Below are 20,116 nucleotides of genomic sequence, written 5' to 3'. Positions count from 1 at the left end.
CAATAAAATCCCACTCCATGACGTTATAATATCGTTAAAGTGCTTTTTATTCGCATAAATGATATAATATTTAGAGTACATTCAAAAAATTCAAAATGAATTTAGAGGTAAATTAATGAATTATATAGTATTTGATTTAGAATTTAATCAAGGTTACAATTTCGGAGTAGAGACTGAAAATGTAATAAACCCTAAATGTCCTTTCGAAATAATTCAGATAGGTGCAATAAAGTTAGATGAGAATTTCCAGCAGATTTCAACTCTTGATATATTAATAAAACCGGAAATATATACTACTCTTAATCCTTTTGTAAAAAAACTTACCGGACTAACAATGGATGAATTGAATGAAGGCAAATCCTTCAAAGAAATGTATAGTGAGTTTATACAGTTTATAAGTCATGACCACTGTGTGCTTTGTGTTTGGGGTGCGGCAGATATAAAAGAATTATTTCGTAATATAGAATATCATGAATTAGATGAAACCTCCATTCCCACGGACTACATAAATATTCAATCCTATGCTTCTAAGGCTCTTCATTGCAAAAAAGGAATTAATATCGGGCTAAGTAATGCAGCTAAACTACTAGATATACCCATTGAAAATCAATTACATAATGCTTTTAATGATGCATATTATACTGCTGAAGTTTTCAAAAAGATTTATAACAGTGAAATAAAAATTAAAATATATAATCCTTATAAAAACACAAGTTTAAACAGATCCAGTAATGAAAATTACAAAATTGATTTTTATAATTTAATGAAACAATTTGAAAAGATGTTTGAAAGACAAATGACAAAGGAAGAAGAATCTATAATTAAATTAGCTTATATTATGGGTAAAACAAACCAATTTCAAATTAAATCCTCTGAAATCCCAGATAAATAACCTACTTATATATAGAAAAAGCCTCTAACATATAAAATATATTAGAGGTAAATATTAATATTATTTTACTACAGGAAATCCTTTATTAGCCCATCCATTTGGAGCATTTGCTGCTGTGCCCATACCACCATTTAGTGATACTGCATCATATCCTAGCATTTTTAGTCCAGCAACTGTTTGCCCTGCTGTTTGTCCAGTATAACAGTAAACTATAATCTTCTTGTCTTTTGGTAATGCAGTAAACTTTTCTTGCATTCCTTTTCCCCAAGCAATATTTGTTGCTCCTGCAATATGGCCTTTTGCAAAGTCTTCAGCCTTTCTTACAGAAAGGAATACTACACTACTATCTTTTGCATCTAATAATTTTTTAGCATCATCTTCACTAATTTTATAATGTTTAAACTGTGTATTTTCAACAGCAGCTAAGCCCTTATAATAATTTTCTATAGCAGTTTTAATTTCAGGTTTTATTTCTAATGAATCTACTTTAGGAAATTCATTTACTTTAGTTTCTGTAATGTCTTTTACTCCAGCAACTTTAGATATTCCTAAATTGTATCCTAAGTTTACTGACTTTACATCAAATCCTGCCATATTTAATAGTGCAACTGTTTGTCCTGCTGTTTGCCCTGTATAGCAGTATAGCATTATTGTTTTTCCTTTTGGTAATTTATCTAGATTATCACTTATTGCCGTTCCCCATGGATCATTTATAGCTCCTTTAATATGCCCTTTAGCATAATCAACAGCTTGCCTTATATCTAAAATATACATATCCTTACCTGCTTTTACATCTGCAACAAAAGTTTTTTCAGAAATTTTATAATTATCCTCAGGCATATTTGCAAAGTAACCATTAGCTGCATCAGCTACCACATTTTTCACTACAGCATTAGTAGAAGTTTCTGTTTTAGTAGGCTCTGTAGTTGTAACCTTTGTGGTATCAGGTTTAGTTGCACAACCCACTAATGATAATACAACTGATAAAACTAATAAACTTGATAAAATTTTATTTTTTTTCATATTTACTCCCCCTATTTAATTGATATTTTTTTATTAGACATGTTATTTTATTAACAATTTTATTATATCAATAAAATACATGCTTGGAATATTGAATTAATTATACTGCATTAAGAAAAGTTATATGCATATAACTTTTTTTAGAATTTTACAATTATTCATTAGTTTTATGATGCATCTTGTGCCCCTGCTGGCGCAGCTTTAGGTGCTGATGGTTTTTCACCTGCATCTTGTTTTTGAATAGGCAATGCACCCTTTGATGACCATTCTACCCAAGCACCATCATATAGTTTAAGATTTCTATATCCAGCATTATATAATGCCAAATATGTTTGAGCTCCTCTAACTGATGTTTTACAATACATTATCACATTATTATTAGATTTTATCTTACTTTCTATATATTGTATTTTTATTACCTGAACTGGTTTATAAGTTCCATCACTATAATCATTATTAATATAATTTAAAAGCACTGATCCTGGAATTGTTCCTGCCGCATATTCATCTTGCGATCTAGTATCAAGCAATATAGTGTTTTTGTTTGGGCTTGTAACTTGAGCTTTCACCTCATCTATTGTAGCAATCATGTCATTATTTTTAACTTTAGCTACATACTTTGAAGGCTTAATCTCTGGCACTTCAGATGTAATTTCTGCACCGGCATTTTTAAGCGCCGCCATACCGCCACTAACTACTTTAACGTTTTCATGCCCATAAACCTTTAAAGTCCACCACACTCTTGCAGAATCCATATTATTGTTAGTATCATAGATTACTACTGTTGTGTTATTTGAAATTCCTCTTTCACTCATTAATTTTTCTATTTGCTCTTTTGATGCTAACATATTAACAACTGGATCGTTAGTAACAACCTCACTAAGATCTATCTTTACAGCACCCTTCACATGTTTATCAGCATATAAATTTGTTTCAGGGTTTTGAACACCCACTAAAAGTACGTTATCTTTCTTAACTAATTCTAAAGCCTGTTTTGCACCAATAATCTCGTTTCCAGAATTACTAGTTCCACATCCCACTGTTAAGATTGCTAATGATAAAATCATTGCTACCGCAAATAGTCTTGACATATATTTCATTTCATTTCCCCCATTCTTTTTGTATATAAATAAATTCTAGTATATAAATAAATCTAAACCAAATAAAATTTTAATAAGTTTGTTAAATATTATACATAATACATTCATTATACTTTATATGTTTTAGATTCGGATATAACAGTTTTTAATATTGCATTTCATTTTTAGATATGCATTTCATTTATATTCCTACTTCAACATATGTTATAATTTATTAACACAATTTGTATCCATATCGCTGTTAAAATCTTTTCTTACTTTGAGGTGAAAAAATATTGAAATTTCTAAAAAAAACTCTTAGCCAAAATAGGAAGTTATTTATATTATTATTTGTTTATTATTTTGTGAATTTAAGTTTTCTAACCCATTTCCCCACTATTCATTCTGATGAATCTTGGCTTAGTGGCTTATCAAGAAATATTCTTGAAACTAAAGATTTTTCTTCAACAGAAACATTTTTTGACTTATATCCACGAAATCCTCACGCAATTAAAATTATCTTCCATAGTCTTCAAATTATCTTTATTAAAATACTAGGTTATAATATATTTAGTGTTAGATTAATTTCCTTGATTTTTAGTTCTCTAACTTTGTATTTTTTTTACAAACTATGCAATGAAATTTTTTGCTCTTCCACCAGGTCAATTATTGCTTCAATATTTTTAGCAATAGATATTCAATTTATATATGCGTCTCATTTTGCAAGACAAGAAATTGTTATTTTATTTCTTCTAATTTATGGATTATATTTCACTATTAAAAATATTAATAATCATAGTTTTAAACAGGATTTAATCCTAGGTTGTATTATTGGTATAGGTATAGGTGTGCATCCCAACAGCTTCATAATAGCTCTACCCTTTGTATCTATTTATCTTTACAATGTACTATTTACTAAAAAATTAAAACTCACTAATCTTCTTGTGTATTGCCTTACACTCTTAGTCTTTTGTTGTATATTTGTACTATTAAGTTTATCTTTTGACCCTAATTTTTTTAGTGATTATTTTAACTATGGAAAACAACTCAATGTACACTATTCACTTTTTCAAAAGCTAAGTGAATTTAAGTATTTTTATTACAAACTTTATTATGGAATAAGTGGTACCTACTATACCCCTAATATTAAATTTCAATTTTTTATTTTCATATCTTCTTTCTTATTAACATTATTAAAATTATTTTTTACAAAGGATAAAATAAAAGTCCAACAAATAGTTAGTATACTTTTAGCAATCATATCTTTAAATTTAGGTATTATATTGATTGGTAGATACAATCAAACTAGCATTATTTTTCAGTTCCCTCTATTTTATATTTTAATTACTTATTTACTAGGAAATTTATTAACACCTTATAAATATATTGTTACCGCTGGATTATGTTTACTCATTACAATGAATACAATAATTAATATATATCCTTTTAGTAGTGAAGATTACAATAATTATCTAAATAACATATCAAAATCAGTCCAAAAGGATGATGTGGTTTTAGCTAATTTAAATTCTGAATACTATTTCAATAATGGTAAACTTCATGACTATAGAAATCTAGCATTTTTAAAAGAAAATAATATGGCCTTTAAAGACTATATTTACAAATATAAAATTAAGTTTATTATTTACCCAGAAGAAATGGACACTATTAATAACGAAAGCCCCAAATGGGATGCTTTTTATGGTAATCTTTACTATTATAAAGATATGAAAAACTTCTTAGAAAATAATTGTACTTTAATTAATGAATTTGTCGATAAAACTTATGGCACTAGAATAGCTAGATACATAAATGAAAAAGATTGGACTATAAAAATATACAAGGTACAATATTAAAAATTAAAGTAATAACATATAATGGACTTTATTCCACCATAAATGTTATTACTTTAACTTTTTATTAATTCGTTTAATTCTTCATGCATATAAAAAATTTCTTTATGATTATCTTTCCTTGGAAAAGATATATTATTTTCAATTATTCTTTTGATATTATGAGGACCCGTGCCCATTACTATAATACGATTCGAAAGTAAAATAGCTTCATGTATATCATGAGTTACAAAAATGATAGTTACATTAATATTTTCTCTCAAGGACAAAAGCATTTGTTGAAGTTCATCCCTAGTCACCGCATCTACGCTACCAAAAGGCTCATCCATTAGTAATATTTTAGGGTTTATAACAAGTGCACGAATAAGAGCTACTCTTTGCTTCATCCCCCCCGAGAGTTGATGAGGATAGTAATCACAAAAATCATTTAACTTAACCATTTCTATGTATTTTCTTGCGATGTTTTCTCTTTCTCTATTAGAATCACCAATTTTATTTACCTTCAGTGGAAAAATAACATTCTGTAAGACTGTTTTCCATGGGAATAGTTGATCAGAATCTTGAAATACCATAATTCTGTTTATTCCAGGTCCTGAGATTTCATTTCCATCCATAGTAATAGAGCCCGAATCTACTTTTTCAAAACCTGCTATTTCTTTTAGCAGTGTAGATTTACCACAACCAGAGGGCCCAAGTACACATAGAAACTCACCTTCATTTACACTAAAGCTCAAGCCACTATGTACCTCTAATTTATTCCCATTTTGAACGAAGTGCTTTGCAATATTTTTTATCTCAAGAATCATATAGTCATTCCCCATTTTTTTATAGTTACTTTTTCTAATTTATCAAAAATTAAATCTTCAACTATCATTCCAATTAACACTATAACAATCAACCCTGCAAATATGCCGGTCGTATCCATAAATACCCTATTCTTAAAAATAAACCAGCCCAGGCCTCCTTTCCCTCCAGCTGCCCCAAAAATCATTTCTGCACTTATAAGTGCTCTCCAGGCTCTTGCCCAGGATATCCTCATCCCAGTTAAAAAATATGGTAAGGATGCAGGAAGCATTATGTGTCTTATAATTTCAAAAGAGTTAAGACCATAGTTATTTCCAACTTGCTTATATATACTTGGAATTGATTTAAATCCAGTTAGTAAATTTAAGACTAAGGGCCATACTACCGAGTGAACAATAATAAAAATAATAGATATCTCTCCTGCTCCAAACCATAATATAATTAAAGGCAATAATGCAATTCCTGGAAGTGGGTGAGCAATACTTACTAATGTTTCTACAAGCCCACTAAATGGTTTAAATAGTATTGCAAGCGATGATAAAATAACAGCCAAAACCAGCCCTATGCTAAGTCCCTTTAATATTAACTCTAATGAATATATGGTTCCATATATAATTTCGCCACTAGCTATAGATTTACATAGGGAGTTTACTATTGCGAAAACAGAAGGAAAAATCAGTGGAGAAAATCTCCTCGATGCATATATGATTTGCCATATAATAATTAAGATAATACTCCAAAATAATTTGTAAAATATTTTACTGTTTGTTAGTCTACTTTTCATAATTAACTTCTTTCCACATCATGCTATTTCTATCACTAAACTCATTTGAAATATAATTATTCACTTTCATAAATTTTGCAAACTCATCTACACCTTTAACCTCGTCCGTATATATCATATCTTTATTAGTTATATATTTAAGAACTTCCACTTTAGAAAGCTTATATATTGCAGCCAATATCTCAGAAGACTTATCAGGATTATTTTGAATAAATTGAATAGACTCTTTTATGGAACTTATTAAGGCTATATATAGTTCTGGCTTTGTGTCATGAAATTTATTTGTTGTTACCCCCACAACAAATGTAAAATCTACACCTATAGCATCCTTTCCATTTAATATTTGATGAATATTGTTTTGTTCTAACTCTTTAAACAAATAAGGTGGTGTACTAAAATGTGCTGTAATATCTTTAGCTGAAAGTAGCGCATTCATTGCATCCGGATGAGCTAATGTCACAAGTAAATTGTCTAGCTTTTTAGCATCTCCAAAATCTTTTTCACATTGCATAGAAAGTAGCATATGTTGCACACTTCCAGGTTGGGGAAGTGCTATCCTATCACTGCTGGAAAAATCTTTTATTGATTTTATGTTTTCTTTATTTGTTACTAGAACTACTGGACTTTCAGATAATCCAGAAGCTATCTTCCACTCCATCCCCTTATCGAGGCCTATTAAAAAAGGTGGAATAGCCATAAATCCCACATCTACTTGGTTTGATAACATTGCTTCACGAATGGCTGCAGTATTTCCTAGCTGCTTCCAGTCAATTTTAACCCCCGGGTAATTTTTTTCTAATATTTTATTTTCTTTCATTATTTGTATAGGCGCATATGCTAACCCAAATTGTTCTGCAATACTAATATTATTTTTAGCATCTTTTTTTTCATTTATAGCTGAGCATCCCATTAAAGATAATATACCTATAATTAAACCTATTATAAATATGTTTCTTATAAGAAATTTTTTTTTCATAATACGTACATTCTCCCTGTCATTATAATAATTTAAAACACAATAATCATATTACTATTATTTTCATCATATATTGCTATGTTATCAAATGCTCTGTCTATATTGTCCTTTAAATCTTTGTAACTATTACCTTCAATTATCATATATCCCACTCTCTGGGTAGCATCCGTAATTTCTTTTATCTCATCACCTGTTTTAAAATTAAGTTTAGCATTAATTATTCCAGGCAAATCTTTAACTTTACACAAATCTCCTATAGCCTTTATGATACCTGGTTTTGCAAATAGTAATTGAACTGAAAGTTTTTTATTGTTATTTAATACATCATATTCTCTAAGCCTGGTATAATCAATATTTTCCCCAAGTGAATAATCAATAACCATATCTAATATATCTATTCCCGTTAAACGAGGTATAAATTCATCTTCATAAGCGCCACCTATTCTACAGGCAATCTCATTAACTTTTATTCCCTCTTTCCCAATAAGCATTTGAAAATATATAGGTCCATTATGTATTTTAAAGCACTTCACTATATTTTTTGTTATTTCTATAATCTCTTTTGCATAACTTTCAAAATGCTTTGATGGAAAATCATGAGCAGTGCACACCCCAATACTTGGATAATTATCATAGGTAACCCTGTCAGTTATTGTAAGCACATGAGTATTATCGTTTTCTACCCAACCACTAACTGTGATTTCATCATTTTCATAATATTCTTCAACTAGTGCTTCCTCTTCTCTGGAATAACTAAGCACATCATCAAAACATTCTCTAATCTGCTTAATTGAATTTAATTTATATACTCCTCTTTGTCCCTGACTATCTAAAGGTTTAATTACCACTGGAAAAGTTATATGTTCTAATTCACAATCTCTAAAATCACTTTTTAGAAACGCAAACTTAGCTGTAGGCACCGAGTTACGTTTAAATATATTTTTCATAATCTTCTTATTAGTAACTGCTTTTGCTGTATCTAAATCAAGAAAACTAGGAAGTTTCGCCTCTTTTGCAACACTTGCTACAGTGTAAACCGGTTGATCAGTTCCCAGTGTTAAAATCCCATCTATGTTGTATTTTTTAGAAATGGTTACATTATCATCTATGTTAAATGTACTAGCGAGTTCACAATAATCACAATGTTTTTTTCCAGGAGCATCCTCATAATAATCTGAAACTATAACAGTATGTCCCTTTTGTTTTGCCCTTAAAATAGCATTTAATTGGCAATTACCTCCACCCAGTATTAGTAATTTCATTTATATTTCTCCTTTATAATTTTTTATATTTTATTTTGAATTGTTCCTTAGAGGATGTAATAACTTTAAAAATTTTATGGTTTGAATAATACAAATATAATTTAATATATAATTTTAAAAGTTTACAAAAATCATAGTTGGATTTTCCATATTTTCGTATATTATGTTTAACCTCTACATTAGAAATGCTTCTGGTATTTTTAAAAGTTATTGCTGAAATATACACAAAGGATGTGTTATCCTTTAATATCTCATTTATAATGTTTTTTCTTATTATTCTAAAGCTACTCACTTTGATGTTTCTAGGTTTTGAACATATATTATTAAACATATAATCAGTCATTTTAGAACCCAATTTTCTATAAATAGAATGTTTTTTTATTATAGGAATACCATAAACTACATCATATCCCTCATCTATTTTTTCCTTTAATTTATAAATTTCTTCAGGTGGATGTTGCAAATCATCATCCATTGTAACAACATATTCTCCACTTGAATAATGAAACCCACACATCAATGCATTTTGTTGGCCAAAATTTCCATCTAACTGAATTATCTTAACTCTAGAATCTATACTATGTAGCTTTTCCATTTTCTCGTAACTATTATCAATGCTTCCATCATCAATCATAATTATTTCATAATCACCACAAATTTTCTTTAGTTCCTTTGAAAGAACATTATAAAAGTGCTCTAATGAATGCTCACTATTATAAACAGGTACTACTACGGATATGCTTTCCTGCATATTTATATCTCCTCTAGAATTTGTATTAATTTAACTATAACATAATGCATTTCATCGTTGCTCATTTCCGTGTACATAGGTAATCTAAGCAAACATTTACTTACTTTTTCAGTTATCGGTAAATCTCCCATATTATATCCGAGCTCAATTCCTTTTTTAGAGCAGTGGAGTGGCATAAAATGTGTTAATGCATAAATTTCACTTTCTCTTAGCTTACAAATAACTCCATCTCTAATTTTTTCGTTTGCAAATATCAAATAAAACAAATGATAATTAGATTCACATTCACTTGGTATAAACGTACTTTTTTCAATTATTCCTCTTTTAATATACTTAGCAATACTTTTATTATAATAATTACTAATTACTTTTCTTTTTTCTTTAATTTCATCCAAATTTTGAATTTGCGCATACAACATAGCCATTAAAACATCTGCTGGTGTATAGCTTGATCCTATATCAACCCAACTATATTTATCCACCTCTCCACGCAAAAATTCATTTCTGTTAGTTCCCTTTTGTCTTATAATCTCTGCCCGCTTTACTAAATCGGTATTGTTACAATTTATTGCTATAGCTCCACCTTCCCCACTAACATAACTTTTAGTTCCATGAAAGCTATAACAGCCAATATGTCCTACCGTTCCAAGAAACTTATTTTTATATTTTGAGTTTACGGCTTGTGCTGCATCTTCAATAACAAATAAATTATTTTCTGTTGCTATGTTCATAATTTTGTCCATATCACAGCTTACACCGCCATAGTGAACCGGTAATATGGCTTTAGTTTTATTTGTAATTTTATTTTTTATATCTATAGGATCTATATTTAAAGTACTCTCCTGTATTTCAGCAAATACAGGGATTCCACCATGTAACATTATTGCATTAGCAGTTGATGGAAAAGTAAATGATGGCATTATAACTTCATCCCCAGGTTTTATGCCTATTAATATTGCTGCCATCTCTAAGGCATGTGTTGCTGATGTGGTCATTAAAAGATTGTTTATAGAAAAGTGTTTCTTTAAAAATTTTGTAACAAGCTCCGTATAATATCCATCTCCACTTATAGATTCTCTTTCCATAGCATCTTTAATGTATGTTAATTCTCTTCCTTCGTAATATATCTTGTTAAAAGGTATCTTCATAATTTATCACCACTTAGTTTATAAATTTTAAAAAGTTATTATACTAGTTTATATTGATATTTGTGTAGCTACTAGGTTATTATATAGATACAAGTAATTATTTTAGCAAAGTGAGGTTGATTATATGAATACAATCGATTGTTTAGGTGATATGTGCCCAATTCCAATTCTTAAAATAAAAAAGGAACTAAAAAAAACGAAACCAGGTATATCAATAAAAGTTATAACCGACCATAGTTGTGTTGCTGAATCCATAAAAAACCATTACTCCAATAAAAATCATTCCTTTGAAAGTGATGAGGTAATGAATGGAGTATGGGAAATTATCATAACAAAACTTTAGCAAAAACTATTTTTTCCTACTTTTTTAAAATATTCTATGAATTCTTTTACACTATTATCATCATAAGCACTTTTTTTATTTACAAGGTATACTTCATATCTCATGTCTAGTCCGTTAACCACAGTTTCCACAAGCTGTTTTGTATATAGCTCCTTTTTAATAGATACATAAGGCAAAAACGACATTGAATTACCATTAAGAACTAATGATTTAACAGATTCTATGGAATCAAGATTGAACACTACATTTAAATCTTTAAAACTATGACCTATAGTTTTTAGATATTTATCCAACTTTTCTTCTATTTCCAATTTGTCTGCTAACATAATAATAGAATGTTTTGTTAATTCTTCACTTTGAATTTCTGCAGGATTATTAAGCTTTGGACATGAAACTAGCATCAACCTATCTATACCCACTTTAAAATATTCCAGAGAACTGTCCTTTGGTTTACCATAAATGAACCCCAAATCACAAATATTATTTAAAATATTTTGTTCTACATCATTAGAGAAATTAGTGGATAGTTTATAATTATGATGTGGGAATTTTTCTTTAATACTGTACATTGAACAAGGCAAAGCATAAGTTGCTATTGTATAACATGAATCTATTCTTATAGTACCATTGGACTTATATAAATCCTTTAAATCTTCTACCATCTTATTATAGGTTCTTATCATATTTCCACCATATTTTTGAACAATCTTACCTTCCTCTGTAAGCTCAACCCCTCGATTACTTCTTTCTAAAAGTTTATATCCTAAGCTATCCTCTAACTTTTGTATTTGTTGGCTTAATGCTGATTGTGAAATATGAGAACTATTTGCTACCTTTGAAATGCTTTTAAATGCTGCTACTTCATTAAAATATTGAAAACATTCTATATGCATAATACCACCCCTTGATATCTATTGTTTATTTTATTTCCCCAAAATTTTATTTTAGTTAATTATAGCATAATTTCTACCTTAACAATATATTGTGCCATAACTTATTCTTATATGCTATAATTACTTAAATACATACTATTCCAAATAGTACTTAATTTAAAGTTGTTATATTGTTAAATTTATATCTAAATAAGGAGGGTGATTCAATGGGTGATATAAATACAAGTGATTCTTCCATAAGAAGCAGTTCTTCATCTACAACTTTCAAAAGAAAACTAAGCAAAAGCCAAATCCCTTTCGGTATAGGATTATTCATTGTTTTAGTATTTTTTGGTATTTTTCTATCTACAGTATCAGATAAATTGAGTTTATATTGGTTAACTGGCATTAGCTTTGGCTTTATACTACAAAAATCCAGATTTTGTTTTACTTCCTCCATGAGAGACCCCTATTTAACTGGTGACACAATGCTAACAAGAGCTGTTCTTATTGCACTAGCTATAACTTCAATTGGCTTTACAGCAATTAAGTATGGTGATTTTGCGTGTGGACTTCCAATTTCAGGTCAAAGTTATGTAGTTCCTATAAGTATAGCAACTGCAGTAGGTGCATTCATATTTGGTATAGGTATGGTAATTGCAGGCGGATGCGCTTCTGGTACACTAATGAGAGTTGGAGAAGGTTTCACAATGCAAATGCTTGCCTTATTCTTTTTCATTATTGGTTCACTATGGGGTGCACATGATTTTGGTTGGTGGAACGATAATCTTATTTCAAAAGGAAAAGCTATATTCCTTCCAGATATACTAGGTTGGTTTGGAGCAATATTTGTTCAACTTTTAGTAATTGCCATATTATATATACTTGCTAAAAAATGGGAAACAAAAAAGCAAAATGAAGAATATTAATTTATTATTTAATACTATAAAAGAATAGAAATAAGCACTTGGGGGTATAACTTTGGATATAAAAAATAATGAATTCTATAAAAAATGGTTCAAAAATGCTTGGACGTATGTTGTAGGTGCAGTGCTTTTATCCTTATTCCAAATAGTTACTCTAGCTACCACTGGTGAACCTTGGGGCCTAACTACCGCTTTTGTAAATTGGGGTGCTTGGTTATATGGCGCAGTTGGTGGAAGTGTTGATAAATGGTACTATTTTAGTAGTAGTGCTTCTAAGGAAACTCTAAATGCTGGATTTTTTAATGATCCTGGTTCAATTAGAAATTTAGGAATTATATTTGGTGCTTTACTCTCAACTTTACTTGCATCACAATTTAAGATAAAGAAAATTAAATCTAAAAAACAATTAGTTGCCGCATCTTTAGGTGGTTTACTTATGGGATATGGTGCAAGAATAGGTCTAGGTTGCAATATAGGAGCTTTTTACAGCGGTATTTCGTCTCTATCACTTTCCGGTTGGATATTTGGCATATTTTTATTTATAGGTGCAATAGCTGGGAGCAAAATACTTGTAAAATTCTTTATGTAAAAAAAGATGTGAAAAATGCTATGGGCATTAAAGCTCCATAGCATTTTCTTTTTTTTATACAAAATTTACTCGAAGCTAAATTGTAATATTAAATTTCTTAATTAAATTAACTCCTATTATCCCACCTAAAATTAAAGCTAGCATAAACACCCATCCAGATAATGAAAAATTAGCTACTGCTGAATAGAATGCTCCAATGTTACATCCCATTGCAATTCTTGCACCATATCCCATTAATAATCCACCAATTGCGTAGAAAGCAGCATCTTTTAATTTAAATTTCTTCTTAAATGAGAAATGTCCTGCAAGTAATGGAGATATTAAAGCCCCTAATATTATTCCTAAATTTCTCATGGAATCCGGGTCATTCATGAACCCTCCATTAATGGTATCCATTTGCGAAGCGAAAGATTTCCACTTTGAAACATCTATTAGACCTATGGATTGATATATCCAAGCTCCCCAATTTACAAAAGCTGTAGTTACTCCCCAACTACTACCTGTTGTAAGTATTATTGCTTCAAACATAGCCGCTAATAATACTCCTCCTGTATAGAAAGACCATCTTTTCACAAAAAATTTATGATAAGTTTCTTTACTAAAAAACTTGTATTCCGCGATTTCTGGCAATGCTTTTTCCCACTGCGCATATTCTGGCAAAATAAAAGTATTTGCTCTTTTTCTCTTATTTTCATACCATTTAGCAAAAACATAGACTGCTAAACATGCTAATAACGAAATTATGATAGCACCCATATAACCAAAAGAGTCTGGCAAATAAATTTTTTCACCCCAAGTGAAAAGTACAGTATTTTTAAGAAAGCCCATAGCATATTCTCCCCATAGGGCTCCTGTTATGAAAAAGAATAGTGTTACTAGTGCTCTTCCTTCACCTTCACCAGCATCTGTAAGTGTTCCAGAAGCACATCCACCACCTAGCATCATACCAATACCAAATAGTATACCACCAAGCACAGTTAAAACGTTAATTGGTTTAACAAATTGAGTTCCTGGAATTATCCTGGCCCCTCCTACCGCTCTAAATGCAACTTCAGCTCCACCCTCAAAAGCTCCGTAATGTATTGCTGCTGTTATTATTATTGATATAGCAAGCATAAACATTAATGCTTTTGTTAAAGATGAATCTCCTGTTACATATATTCTTTTTATACCGCCTGCAAATCCGAATCTTGATCTTTGCATTACATATCCGATTGCAAGTCCAGTAATTAAAAATAGTCCTAACTTAGGATTATTTGCTGATATCGATATAGTAAATATAATCATAGCTATTATAATTGCAAATCCAACAATGAACTGTGTTTTATTTATAATTGTTTTTCCATTTACTACTTTAGCATTGGTATTTAAACCTGTAGCTCCCCCTGAATTCTTCATATCTCATTTCCTTTCTATATTTATTCTGATTTGATTTTTATGTGAACCAAGCTGTATAAAATCATCTCCTTAGGAGCTTCAAACAGCCAGATTCACATAAAAATATATATTATAGGAAGTTGTAGTCAGTAACTATTTTTTCTCTTCCAGTTGTTTCATCATCAAATGATTCATAGAAGGATATTCCCATAAATCCACCAGCAATATTATAAATGTTTGTGTATCCTAAATTTTGAAGTGCCATTACTGCATTGTAGCTTCTTTGTGCACTTCTGCAATGTAGATACACTGGTTCATCTTTTGGTATTTCATTTGTTCTTTGTCTTATTTCACTAAGAGGTATATTCACAGCTCCAATTACGTGGCTTAATTCATACTCATCTTTTTCTCTTACATCTATTATGCAGGCTTTACTTTCAACTAAACCTCTTACATCTTTTTCAAATACTTGCCTAAAATCACCATGTAATAAGTTAGTAGCAACATAACCCGCAAAGTTAACTACGTCTTTAGCAGTTCCAAATGGTGGTGCATAACATAATTCTAAATCTCTTAAATCATCCACAGTTGCACCAAATTTAATTGCTGTAGCAATAACATCCATTCTCTTATCCACATTACCTCTTCCAATTGCTTGAGCTCCTAATACTTTTCCTGTTGGAATTTCGAAAAGAAGCTTAAAGTGTAGTGGCTCACAGTTTGGCATTATACCAACTTTATCTCCTGGAATTACTTTAGCTATTTCATAATTAATGTCTAATTTAAGTGCTTCTATCATTTCTTCATTTAAGCCCACTGATGCCGCATTATAATCAAAACATTTAACTACTGATGATCCGATATATCCTGTATTTCTTACAACTTTACCATGTATATGGTCAGCAACTTGTCTTGCCTCTTTTTGAGCAGGACCTGCTAGTGATAACTTAATAGTTTTTCCAGCTAAGGCATGGTACACTTCAATGGCATCCCCAACTGCATATATATCCTTATCATTTGTCATGTAGTTTTGATCTACTTTAATAGCTCCTGTTTGTCCAAGTTCAATACCAGCCTTAACTGCAAGTGAAGTTTCTGGAAGTACACCAATAGCCATAACCACTGCCTCAGTTTCTATCTTTTTACCCGATTCTAAAACAACAGTATCCTTTTCAAAAGAACTTACTTTATCTCCTACAATTAGGTTTACACCCTTATCACGCATTTCTTTATGAAGTATTTGAGCCATATCGTAGTCAAACGGTTTCATAATATGTGCCATCGCTTCAACTAATGTTACATTATTTCCTGCTTCTTTTAGATTTTCAGCAACTTCAACTCCTATGAAACCGCCACCTATTACTGATATATTTGTCATACCCATTTTTTTCACATATTTATTAAGCTTATCTATATCCACAACATTCCTTACTGTAAATACTTTTACATCTTCAATCCCTTTAATAGGAGGAAGTATAGGCTTTGCACCAGGAGATAAAATTAGCTTGTCATAGTTTTCTGTATACTCTGCTGCCGTTAATGTGTTTTTGACTCTTACCTGCTTTTTCTCTCTGTCTATATCTATAACTTCACTATGTATTCTAGCTTCTATATTGTATTGAGCTAAAAATTTATCTGGATGCATAAGCACTAGACTATCCGCTTCTTCTACTATCCCACTTAAGTGATATGGTAGACAACAGTTTGAGAAAGATACATCTGAATCTCTTTCGAACATTATTATTTGATCCTCTTCGCTAAGTCTTCTGAGTCTCGCTGCTGTTGATGCACCCCCTGCAACTCCACCTACTATTAAATATTTTTTACTCATATAAAACCCTCCATAGAATATTATTATTACTATATTTTTATTAAGTTAATACCAAACTATGTGTTAATTATAATACAATCTTTTGGGTTTCTGTAATAGCAATATATTATGTAGCATAACAAATTGTGATACATGGAAATTATAAAAACTTCAACTCTTCATTTTGACTACTTATAAGGTTTAAGATTTCTTCCCTTATCTCAATATATTTAGATGTATATATTACGTTTTCATGATTTTCATTTAAACTATGATTAGTGAAATCTATATTATATTCCTTAAGGATTTTGCCAGGGCTACTCGACATTACAATAATCCTTGTAGCAAGTGCCAATGCCTCATCAACATCATGGGTAATAAGAAAAACTGTATTTTCAGTTTTAGTCCAAATATTTCTTATTAGAGTTTGCATGTTCCTTCTTGTTAGTGCATCTAATGCTCCAAATGGTTCATCCATTAAAATCATTCTGGGCTTATTTACCAAAACCCTTGCAAGTGAAACTCTTTGTTTCATACCACCAGAAAGTTCATAGGATTTATGCTTTTGAGCACCCTTAAGGCCTACAAGTTCTATATATTTAGTGGTTAATTCCATAATCTCACTTTTGGGCAATTTTCTCATTTTAAGACCAAAAGCAACATTATCCTGAACGTTTAACCAGGGATATAAAATAGGGCTTTGAAAAACAACCCCTTTATGCCAATCTGGACCATCAATAAGTTCATTATCCATTTTGGCTTCTCCATATGATGGCTTAAGAAAGCCAGCAATGATTTTTAATAATGTACTTTTACCACAGCCTGATGGACCAAGTACACATATAAATTCTCCTTCCACAATATCTAAATTTATATCTTCAAGAGCAACAACCTCACCTTTTTCACCAGAATACTTTAATTTTATATCTTTTAATGTTACAACGTAAGCTGCTTTATGCTTTGATATTTCATCCATGAAAATCCCCCATTTCTATTTAACTCTGCAAATCATTTTAAAGCATTTTCTATATATGCTGGATTTACAGCTTTTTCAAAAGTAGACAATTTAGGTTCAGAAATAATGCTCTTTTGTTTGTATAAAAAATCTGCTGTATCTTTTAATGAATTCACTAAATCACCTTTTTTATTGCTCGTTCCAAAATAAGCAGGATCTAATTGCTGCTGCGCAGTAAGCCAAATAGAACCCTTCATCTGTTTTGATGCTTCTTCCTGCGTAATTTGCAAAGCATCCGAAATTGTTTTAACTGCGTCAACTCGATTTTCATTGTAGAGTTTAACAGATTTATTTACAGCCTTTATATATTTAGTTACAATATTAGGATACTTTTTAGCAAAATCTCCTCTAACAACCTCTACATTAGAAGTAACAACACCCTTTTGCGCCATATCCTTGCTTGAAATTATAGTTTTACCATCCTTTAAAAGGTTAGATAGTGTTGGCTCCCATGCATAAGCTGCGTCAATATCGCCTCTTTGCCAAGCAGCATATACATCAGGCATTTGCATATCAAGCAGTGTTATATCTTTTTCAGATATACCATTTAACTCTAAAGCCTTCAATAAGCTGTAATGCGTTGTTGTAGCAAATGGTGTAGCAACTTTCTTACCTACAATATCTTTTATAGAATTAATATTCGAGCCATTTTTAGCTACCAATCTTTCTGAATCACCAAGAATCTCATGTATCCAAATCATTTCTATATCAATACCGCTTGCAATCCCAAGTGTTGCTGAAGAAGAGCCAAGCAAGGCAAAATCAATGTCTTTTGAAACAAGAGCATTTCTTATATCTCCTGCATTGAATTCAATAATATTAACTTTCACTCCTAGTTCTTCTTCAAAAAACCCTTTTTCTATAGCAATTTTTTCATCATTAGGCATCTGTTGAGTACCTATATTTACAACCTTGGGTGCATCCAATGAAGTCGCACTCTTTGAAGCCGTATCTTTTGATGTTCCACATCCTACAAATAATGTTGATATTACAGTTGTCATTATAACAGTTACCAATATTTTTTTTAATTTCATATTTATCACTCCTAATTATATTTTGTTATTCTTTACCTTTCCATGGAACAACCTTATGTTCAATTAATTGTATGCTTTTATCTAACAATATACCTGTTATACCCATAATAATAATTCCTAAAAAAATAATATCACTTCTCATATACCGACTTGCATCTAATACCATCCAACCTATGCCAGAGCTCGCCGCAACCATTTCAGCCGATACCAGAGTAGTATAACCAACACCTAAAGCTGTTCTAAGACCTATAAATATATCAGGTAAACATGCCGGAAATATCACATAAATAAATATTTGAAATTTACTAGCCCCCACAGTGTATGCGCTGTTTATATAGTCTTCCTTTATTTTCATAACTGCTGATACACAAGAAATATAAATTGGTGCAAAACAAGCCAATAATAAAAGTACAATCTTAGAACCATTTTCTATTCCCAGCCATAAAACTAAAAGTGTGTAATAAGCAAGTGGTGGAAGTGGACGATAAAATTCTATAATAGGTTCTAAAATTGCTCTAATCTTAGAATTATAACCGCTTGCAAGTCCTAGTGGAACTGCAATGACAGTAGCTGCGAAGAAAGCAATAATAAGCCTTTCCATACTTGCGCCTAAATGTTGCATCAATGTATAATTTTTGTAACCATTTTTCAAAATATCAACCAAAGCAGTCCACACCAATTGTGGAGACGGTATCAGTTTAGGATCAACCCACCCTAGCATTGTTACTATAAACCACAGAGCTAAAATAACAAGTACTGTTCCAGTAGTCAATATTTTTTCAAATGTATTTTTTTTCCCCACTATTATACCGCCTTTCTCTTAAGCTCTAACATAATAAAAAGTATTATGAGTCCTAAGCGGAAATTATAATTACTTTTAACCATAATATTTATTAATTTTTTCTTGTTAATTTTATATCAATTATATCATGATTTTAATACATAATAGATGTTTTTATAATAGGCAAACGTTATGCAGCATTACATATTGTTATATGGTATTTTAAATAGTTATTTCTATTGCTACATAATCTTTTATTATTTTATAACTCTTATTTTATAACTCAGAGGAGTATGCTTTTGTAATTACACGGTTTATAAATTAGTTTATACAAAAATAAAAAAAGAGTATAAAAAAATCAACCTTAACTGTCCTCTGTCAATTGTCAACTATTGAAATGTTATCCACATTATTTTCTGCAAGCTGTTTCCTATATAATAAAAAAAAACACTAAGAAACTAATCATTAATTGATTAATTTCTTAGTGTTTTTCTTAGAATTAATAAATAAAACTACTTATTATTCTTCTATTTCTTCTACTGGTTTAACAAATTCTAGCTCAGCTGTTTTATTTTCTAAATTAGCTTTTCTATTATCTAATGTATTAAGATTTATAGGATGAGTAACCATATCTTCAGTTGTACTCATTATAAATCTATTCAAATAAATTTTCCCTTCAGGAGTATTTGCTATAGCATAAGGTTCTGTTTCTTTTTTAAATAAAACCCAAGTATAGCCATTATTAACTACTCTATTTAAATCTTCTTTATCAATGAAAGTCCTTGATTTTTCAATGC

At 30.2% G+C, this 20,116-nt stretch carries 20 protein-coding genes and 1 pseudogene; 6 read left to right on the top strand and 15 right to left on the bottom strand.

What is annotated here, in order from left to right; translation table 11 throughout:
* The first annotated feature begins 115 nt into the window (after nucleotides 1–115).
* Entirely contained in the window at nucleotides 116–892 is a 777-nt protein-coding gene (locus ACREVU_RS07035) for a 3'-5' exonuclease (protein WP_431550905.1), read from the top strand.
* A gap of 60 nt (nucleotides 893–952) precedes the next feature.
* Here ACREVU_RS07035 and ACREVU_RS07030 read toward each other — a convergent pair whose 3' ends face one another.
* Nucleotides 953–1,915: a rhodanese-like domain-containing protein gene (locus ACREVU_RS07030; protein ID WP_431550904.1), complete on the bottom strand. Its 963-nt coding sequence runs from the start codon at nucleotides 1,913–1,915 to the stop codon at nucleotides 953–955.
* A 167-nt stretch (nucleotides 1,916–2,082) separates the two neighbouring features.
* Nucleotides 2,083–3,015 carry a sulfurtransferase gene (locus ACREVU_RS07025; protein ID WP_431550903.1) on the bottom strand — a complete coding sequence of 311 codons (933 nt, stop codon included), beginning with the start codon at nucleotides 3,013–3,015 and terminating at the stop codon, nucleotides 2,083–2,085.
* A 344-nt stretch (nucleotides 3,016–3,359) separates the two neighbouring features.
* Between ACREVU_RS07025 and ACREVU_RS07020 the strand changes: the two are divergent.
* Nucleotides 3,360–3,962 (top strand): annotated as a pseudogene (locus tag ACREVU_RS07020) (ArnT family glycosyltransferase); the annotation flags it as partial.
* A 450-nt stretch (nucleotides 3,963–4,412) separates the two neighbouring features.
* The gene (locus ACREVU_RS07015) at nucleotides 4,413–4,850 is read left to right on the top strand and encodes a hypothetical protein (protein WP_431551053.1); all 438 of its coding nucleotides are present in this window, start codon (nucleotides 4,413–4,415) and stop codon (nucleotides 4,848–4,850) included.
* A 53-nt stretch (nucleotides 4,851–4,903) separates the two neighbouring features.
* On the opposite strand, the gene ACREVU_RS07010 is transcribed toward ACREVU_RS07015, so the two are convergent.
* From ACREVU_RS07010 to rffA, 6 genes are read right to left on the bottom strand one after another with little or no spacing between them, the layout of a single operon-like run.
* On the bottom strand, nucleotides 4,904–5,653 hold the full coding sequence (locus ACREVU_RS07010; RefSeq protein WP_431550902.1) for an ABC transporter ATP-binding protein: 750 nt from the start codon (nucleotides 5,651–5,653) through the stop codon (nucleotides 4,904–4,906).
* Nucleotides 5,650–6,435: an ABC transporter permease gene (locus ACREVU_RS07005; protein WP_431550901.1), complete on the bottom strand. Its 786-nt coding sequence runs from the start codon at nucleotides 6,433–6,435 to the stop codon at nucleotides 5,650–5,652. Before ACREVU_RS07005 ends, ACREVU_RS07010 begins: the two co-directional genes overlap by 4 nt.
* Nucleotides 6,425–7,411, bottom strand: a complete 987-nt coding sequence (locus tag ACREVU_RS07000) for an ABC transporter substrate-binding protein (RefSeq protein ID WP_431550900.1) — start codon at nucleotides 7,409–7,411, stop codon at nucleotides 6,425–6,427. The genes ACREVU_RS07005 and ACREVU_RS07000 overlap by 11 nt, the downstream gene beginning before the upstream one ends.
* Nucleotides 7,412–7,443: 32 nt before the next feature.
* Nucleotides 7,444–8,673, bottom strand: coding sequence for an ATP-grasp domain-containing protein (locus ACREVU_RS06995; protein WP_431550899.1), 1,230 nt, complete (start codon nucleotides 8,671–8,673; stop codon nucleotides 7,444–7,446).
* A gap of 13 nt (nucleotides 8,674–8,686) precedes the next feature.
* Nucleotides 8,687–9,424: a glycosyltransferase family 2 protein gene (locus tag ACREVU_RS06990; protein WP_431550898.1), complete on the bottom strand. Its 738-nt coding sequence runs from the start codon at nucleotides 9,422–9,424 to the stop codon at nucleotides 8,687–8,689.
* Between the two features lie 2 nt (nucleotides 9,425–9,426).
* The gene (gene rffA, locus ACREVU_RS06985; protein ID WP_431550897.1) at nucleotides 9,427–10,572 is read right to left on the bottom strand and encodes a dTDP-4-amino-4,6-dideoxygalactose transaminase; all 1,146 of its coding nucleotides are present in this window, start codon (nucleotides 10,570–10,572) and stop codon (nucleotides 9,427–9,429) included.
* Between the two features lie 124 nt (nucleotides 10,573–10,696).
* Here rffA and ACREVU_RS06980 point away from each other — a divergent pair, with 124 nt between their 5' ends.
* On the top strand, nucleotides 10,697–10,915 hold the full coding sequence (locus tag ACREVU_RS06980; RefSeq protein ID WP_431550896.1) for a sulfurtransferase TusA family protein: 219 nt from the start codon (nucleotides 10,697–10,699) through the stop codon (nucleotides 10,913–10,915).
* On the opposite strand, the gene ACREVU_RS06975 is transcribed toward ACREVU_RS06980, so the two are convergent.
* On the bottom strand, nucleotides 10,912–11,808 hold the full coding sequence (locus ACREVU_RS06975) for a LysR family transcriptional regulator (RefSeq protein WP_431550895.1): 897 nt from the start codon (nucleotides 11,806–11,808) through the stop codon (nucleotides 10,912–10,914). The two genes, ACREVU_RS06980 and ACREVU_RS06975, sit on opposite strands and share 4 nt — an antisense overlap.
* A 206-nt stretch (nucleotides 11,809–12,014) precedes the next feature.
* Between ACREVU_RS06975 and ACREVU_RS06970 the strand changes: the two genes are divergently transcribed.
* Together ACREVU_RS06970 and ACREVU_RS06965 are read left to right on the top strand one after the other, a co-directional pair.
* Nucleotides 12,015–12,716, top strand: a complete 702-nt coding sequence (locus tag ACREVU_RS06970) for a YeeE/YedE thiosulfate transporter family protein (RefSeq protein WP_431550894.1) — start codon at nucleotides 12,015–12,017, stop codon at nucleotides 12,714–12,716.
* A gap of 52 nt (nucleotides 12,717–12,768) precedes the next feature.
* Nucleotides 12,769–13,302: a YeeE/YedE thiosulfate transporter family protein gene (locus ACREVU_RS06965; RefSeq protein ID WP_431550893.1), complete on the top strand. Its 534-nt coding sequence runs from the start codon at nucleotides 12,769–12,771 to the stop codon at nucleotides 13,300–13,302.
* Nucleotides 13,303–13,377: 75 nt separating this feature from the next.
* Here ACREVU_RS06965 and ACREVU_RS06960 read toward each other — a convergent pair whose 3' ends face one another.
* The 6 genes from ACREVU_RS06960 to ACREVU_RS06935 all read right to left on the bottom strand — a co-directional run bounded on the left by ACREVU_RS06960 (nucleotide 13,378) and on the right by ACREVU_RS06935 (nucleotide 19,967).
* Nucleotides 13,378–14,634: a YeeE/YedE family protein gene (locus ACREVU_RS06960; RefSeq protein ID WP_431551049.1), complete on the bottom strand. Its 1,257-nt coding sequence runs from the start codon at nucleotides 14,632–14,634 to the stop codon at nucleotides 13,378–13,380.
* Nucleotides 14,635–14,809: 175 nt separating this feature from the next.
* A complete protein-coding gene (locus ACREVU_RS06955; RefSeq protein WP_431550892.1) occupies nucleotides 14,810–16,510 on the bottom strand; it encodes an FAD-dependent oxidoreductase in 1,701 nt (566 codons plus the stop codon).
* Nucleotides 16,511–16,649: 139 nt separating this feature from the next.
* Complete coding sequence (locus ACREVU_RS06950) at nucleotides 16,650–17,465, bottom strand: ABC transporter ATP-binding protein (RefSeq protein ID WP_431550891.1); 816 nt, start codon at nucleotides 17,463–17,465, stop codon at nucleotides 16,650–16,652.
* 32 nt (nucleotides 17,466–17,497) lie between these two features.
* Nucleotides 17,498–18,538 (bottom strand): taurine ABC transporter substrate-binding protein, encoded by a 1,041-nt coding sequence (locus ACREVU_RS06945; RefSeq protein ID WP_431550890.1) that lies wholly within the window; start codon nucleotides 18,536–18,538, stop codon nucleotides 17,498–17,500.
* A gap of 25 nt (nucleotides 18,539–18,563) precedes the next feature.
* Nucleotides 18,564–19,340 carry an ABC transporter permease subunit gene (locus tag ACREVU_RS06940; protein WP_431550889.1) on the bottom strand — a complete coding sequence of 259 codons (777 nt, stop codon included), beginning with the start codon at nucleotides 19,338–19,340 and terminating at the stop codon, nucleotides 18,564–18,566.
* A 498-nt stretch (nucleotides 19,341–19,838) separates the two neighbouring features.
* The gene (locus tag ACREVU_RS06935; protein WP_431550888.1) at nucleotides 19,839–19,967 is read right to left on the bottom strand and encodes a hypothetical protein; all 129 of its coding nucleotides are present in this window, start codon (nucleotides 19,965–19,967) and stop codon (nucleotides 19,839–19,841) included.
* Nucleotides 19,968–20,116: the final 149 nt, after the last annotated feature.

It is taken from the genome of Clostridium sp. (genome assembly GCF_050717535.1).
Classification (GTDB): domain Bacteria; phylum Bacillota; class Clostridia; order Clostridiales; family Clostridiaceae; genus Clostridium_AD.
This window is presented reverse-complemented; position numbering and strand designations above follow the sequence as displayed.

Bases quoted from the DNA above. Each gene is read 5' to 3' on its own strand.
- rffA (WP_431550897.1), bottom strand. From the start codon at position 10,572: ATGAAGATACCTTTTAACAAGATATATTACGAAGGAAGAGAATTAACA.
- ACREVU_RS06990 (WP_431550898.1), bottom strand. From the start codon at position 9,424: ATGCAGGAAAGCATATCCGTAGTAGTACCTGTTTATAATAGTGAGCAT.
- ACREVU_RS06980 (WP_431550896.1), top strand. From the start codon at position 10,697: ATGAATACAATCGATTGTTTAGGTGATATGTGCCCAATTCCAATTCTT.
- ACREVU_RS06945 (WP_431550890.1), bottom strand. From the start codon at position 18,538: ATGAAATTAAAAAAAATATTGGTAACTGTTATAATGACAACTGTAATA.
- ACREVU_RS07010 (WP_431550902.1), bottom strand. From the start codon at position 5,653: ATGATTCTTGAGATAAAAAATATTGCAAAGCACTTCGTTCAAAATGGG.
- ACREVU_RS07000 (WP_431550900.1), bottom strand. From the start codon at position 7,411: ATGAAAAAAAAATTTCTTATAAGAAACATATTTATAATAGGTTTAATT.
- ACREVU_RS07035 (WP_431550905.1), top strand. From the start codon at position 116: ATGAATTATATAGTATTTGATTTAGAATTTAATCAAGGTTACAATTTC.
- ACREVU_RS06970 (WP_431550894.1), top strand. From the start codon at position 12,015: ATGGGTGATATAAATACAAGTGATTCTTCCATAAGAAGCAGTTCTTCA.
- ACREVU_RS06935 (WP_431550888.1), bottom strand. From the start codon at position 19,967: ATGAGTACAACTGAAGATATGGTTACTCATCCTATAAATCTTAATACA.
- ACREVU_RS07015 (WP_431551053.1), top strand. From the start codon at position 4,413: ATGAATACAATAATTAATATATATCCTTTTAGTAGTGAAGATTACAAT.
- ACREVU_RS06975 (WP_431550895.1), bottom strand. From the start codon at position 11,808: ATGCATATAGAATGTTTTCAATATTTTAATGAAGTAGCAGCATTTAAA.
- ACREVU_RS06950 (WP_431550891.1), bottom strand. From the start codon at position 17,465: ATGGATGAAATATCAAAGCATAAAGCAGCTTACGTTGTAACATTAAAA.
- ACREVU_RS07025 (WP_431550903.1), bottom strand. From the start codon at position 3,015: ATGAAATATATGTCAAGACTATTTGCGGTAGCAATGATTTTATCATTA.
- ACREVU_RS07030 (WP_431550904.1), bottom strand. From the start codon at position 1,915: ATGAAAAAAAATAAAATTTTATCAAGTTTATTAGTTTTATCAGTTGTA.
- ACREVU_RS06955 (WP_431550892.1), bottom strand. From the start codon at position 16,510: ATGAGTAAAAAATATTTAATAGTAGGTGGAGTTGCAGGGGGTGCATCA.
- ACREVU_RS07005 (WP_431550901.1), bottom strand. From the start codon at position 6,435: ATGAAAAGTAGACTAACAAACAGTAAAATATTTTACAAATTATTTTGG.
- ACREVU_RS06995 (WP_431550899.1), bottom strand. From the start codon at position 8,673: ATGAAATTACTAATACTGGGTGGAGGTAATTGCCAATTAAATGCTATT.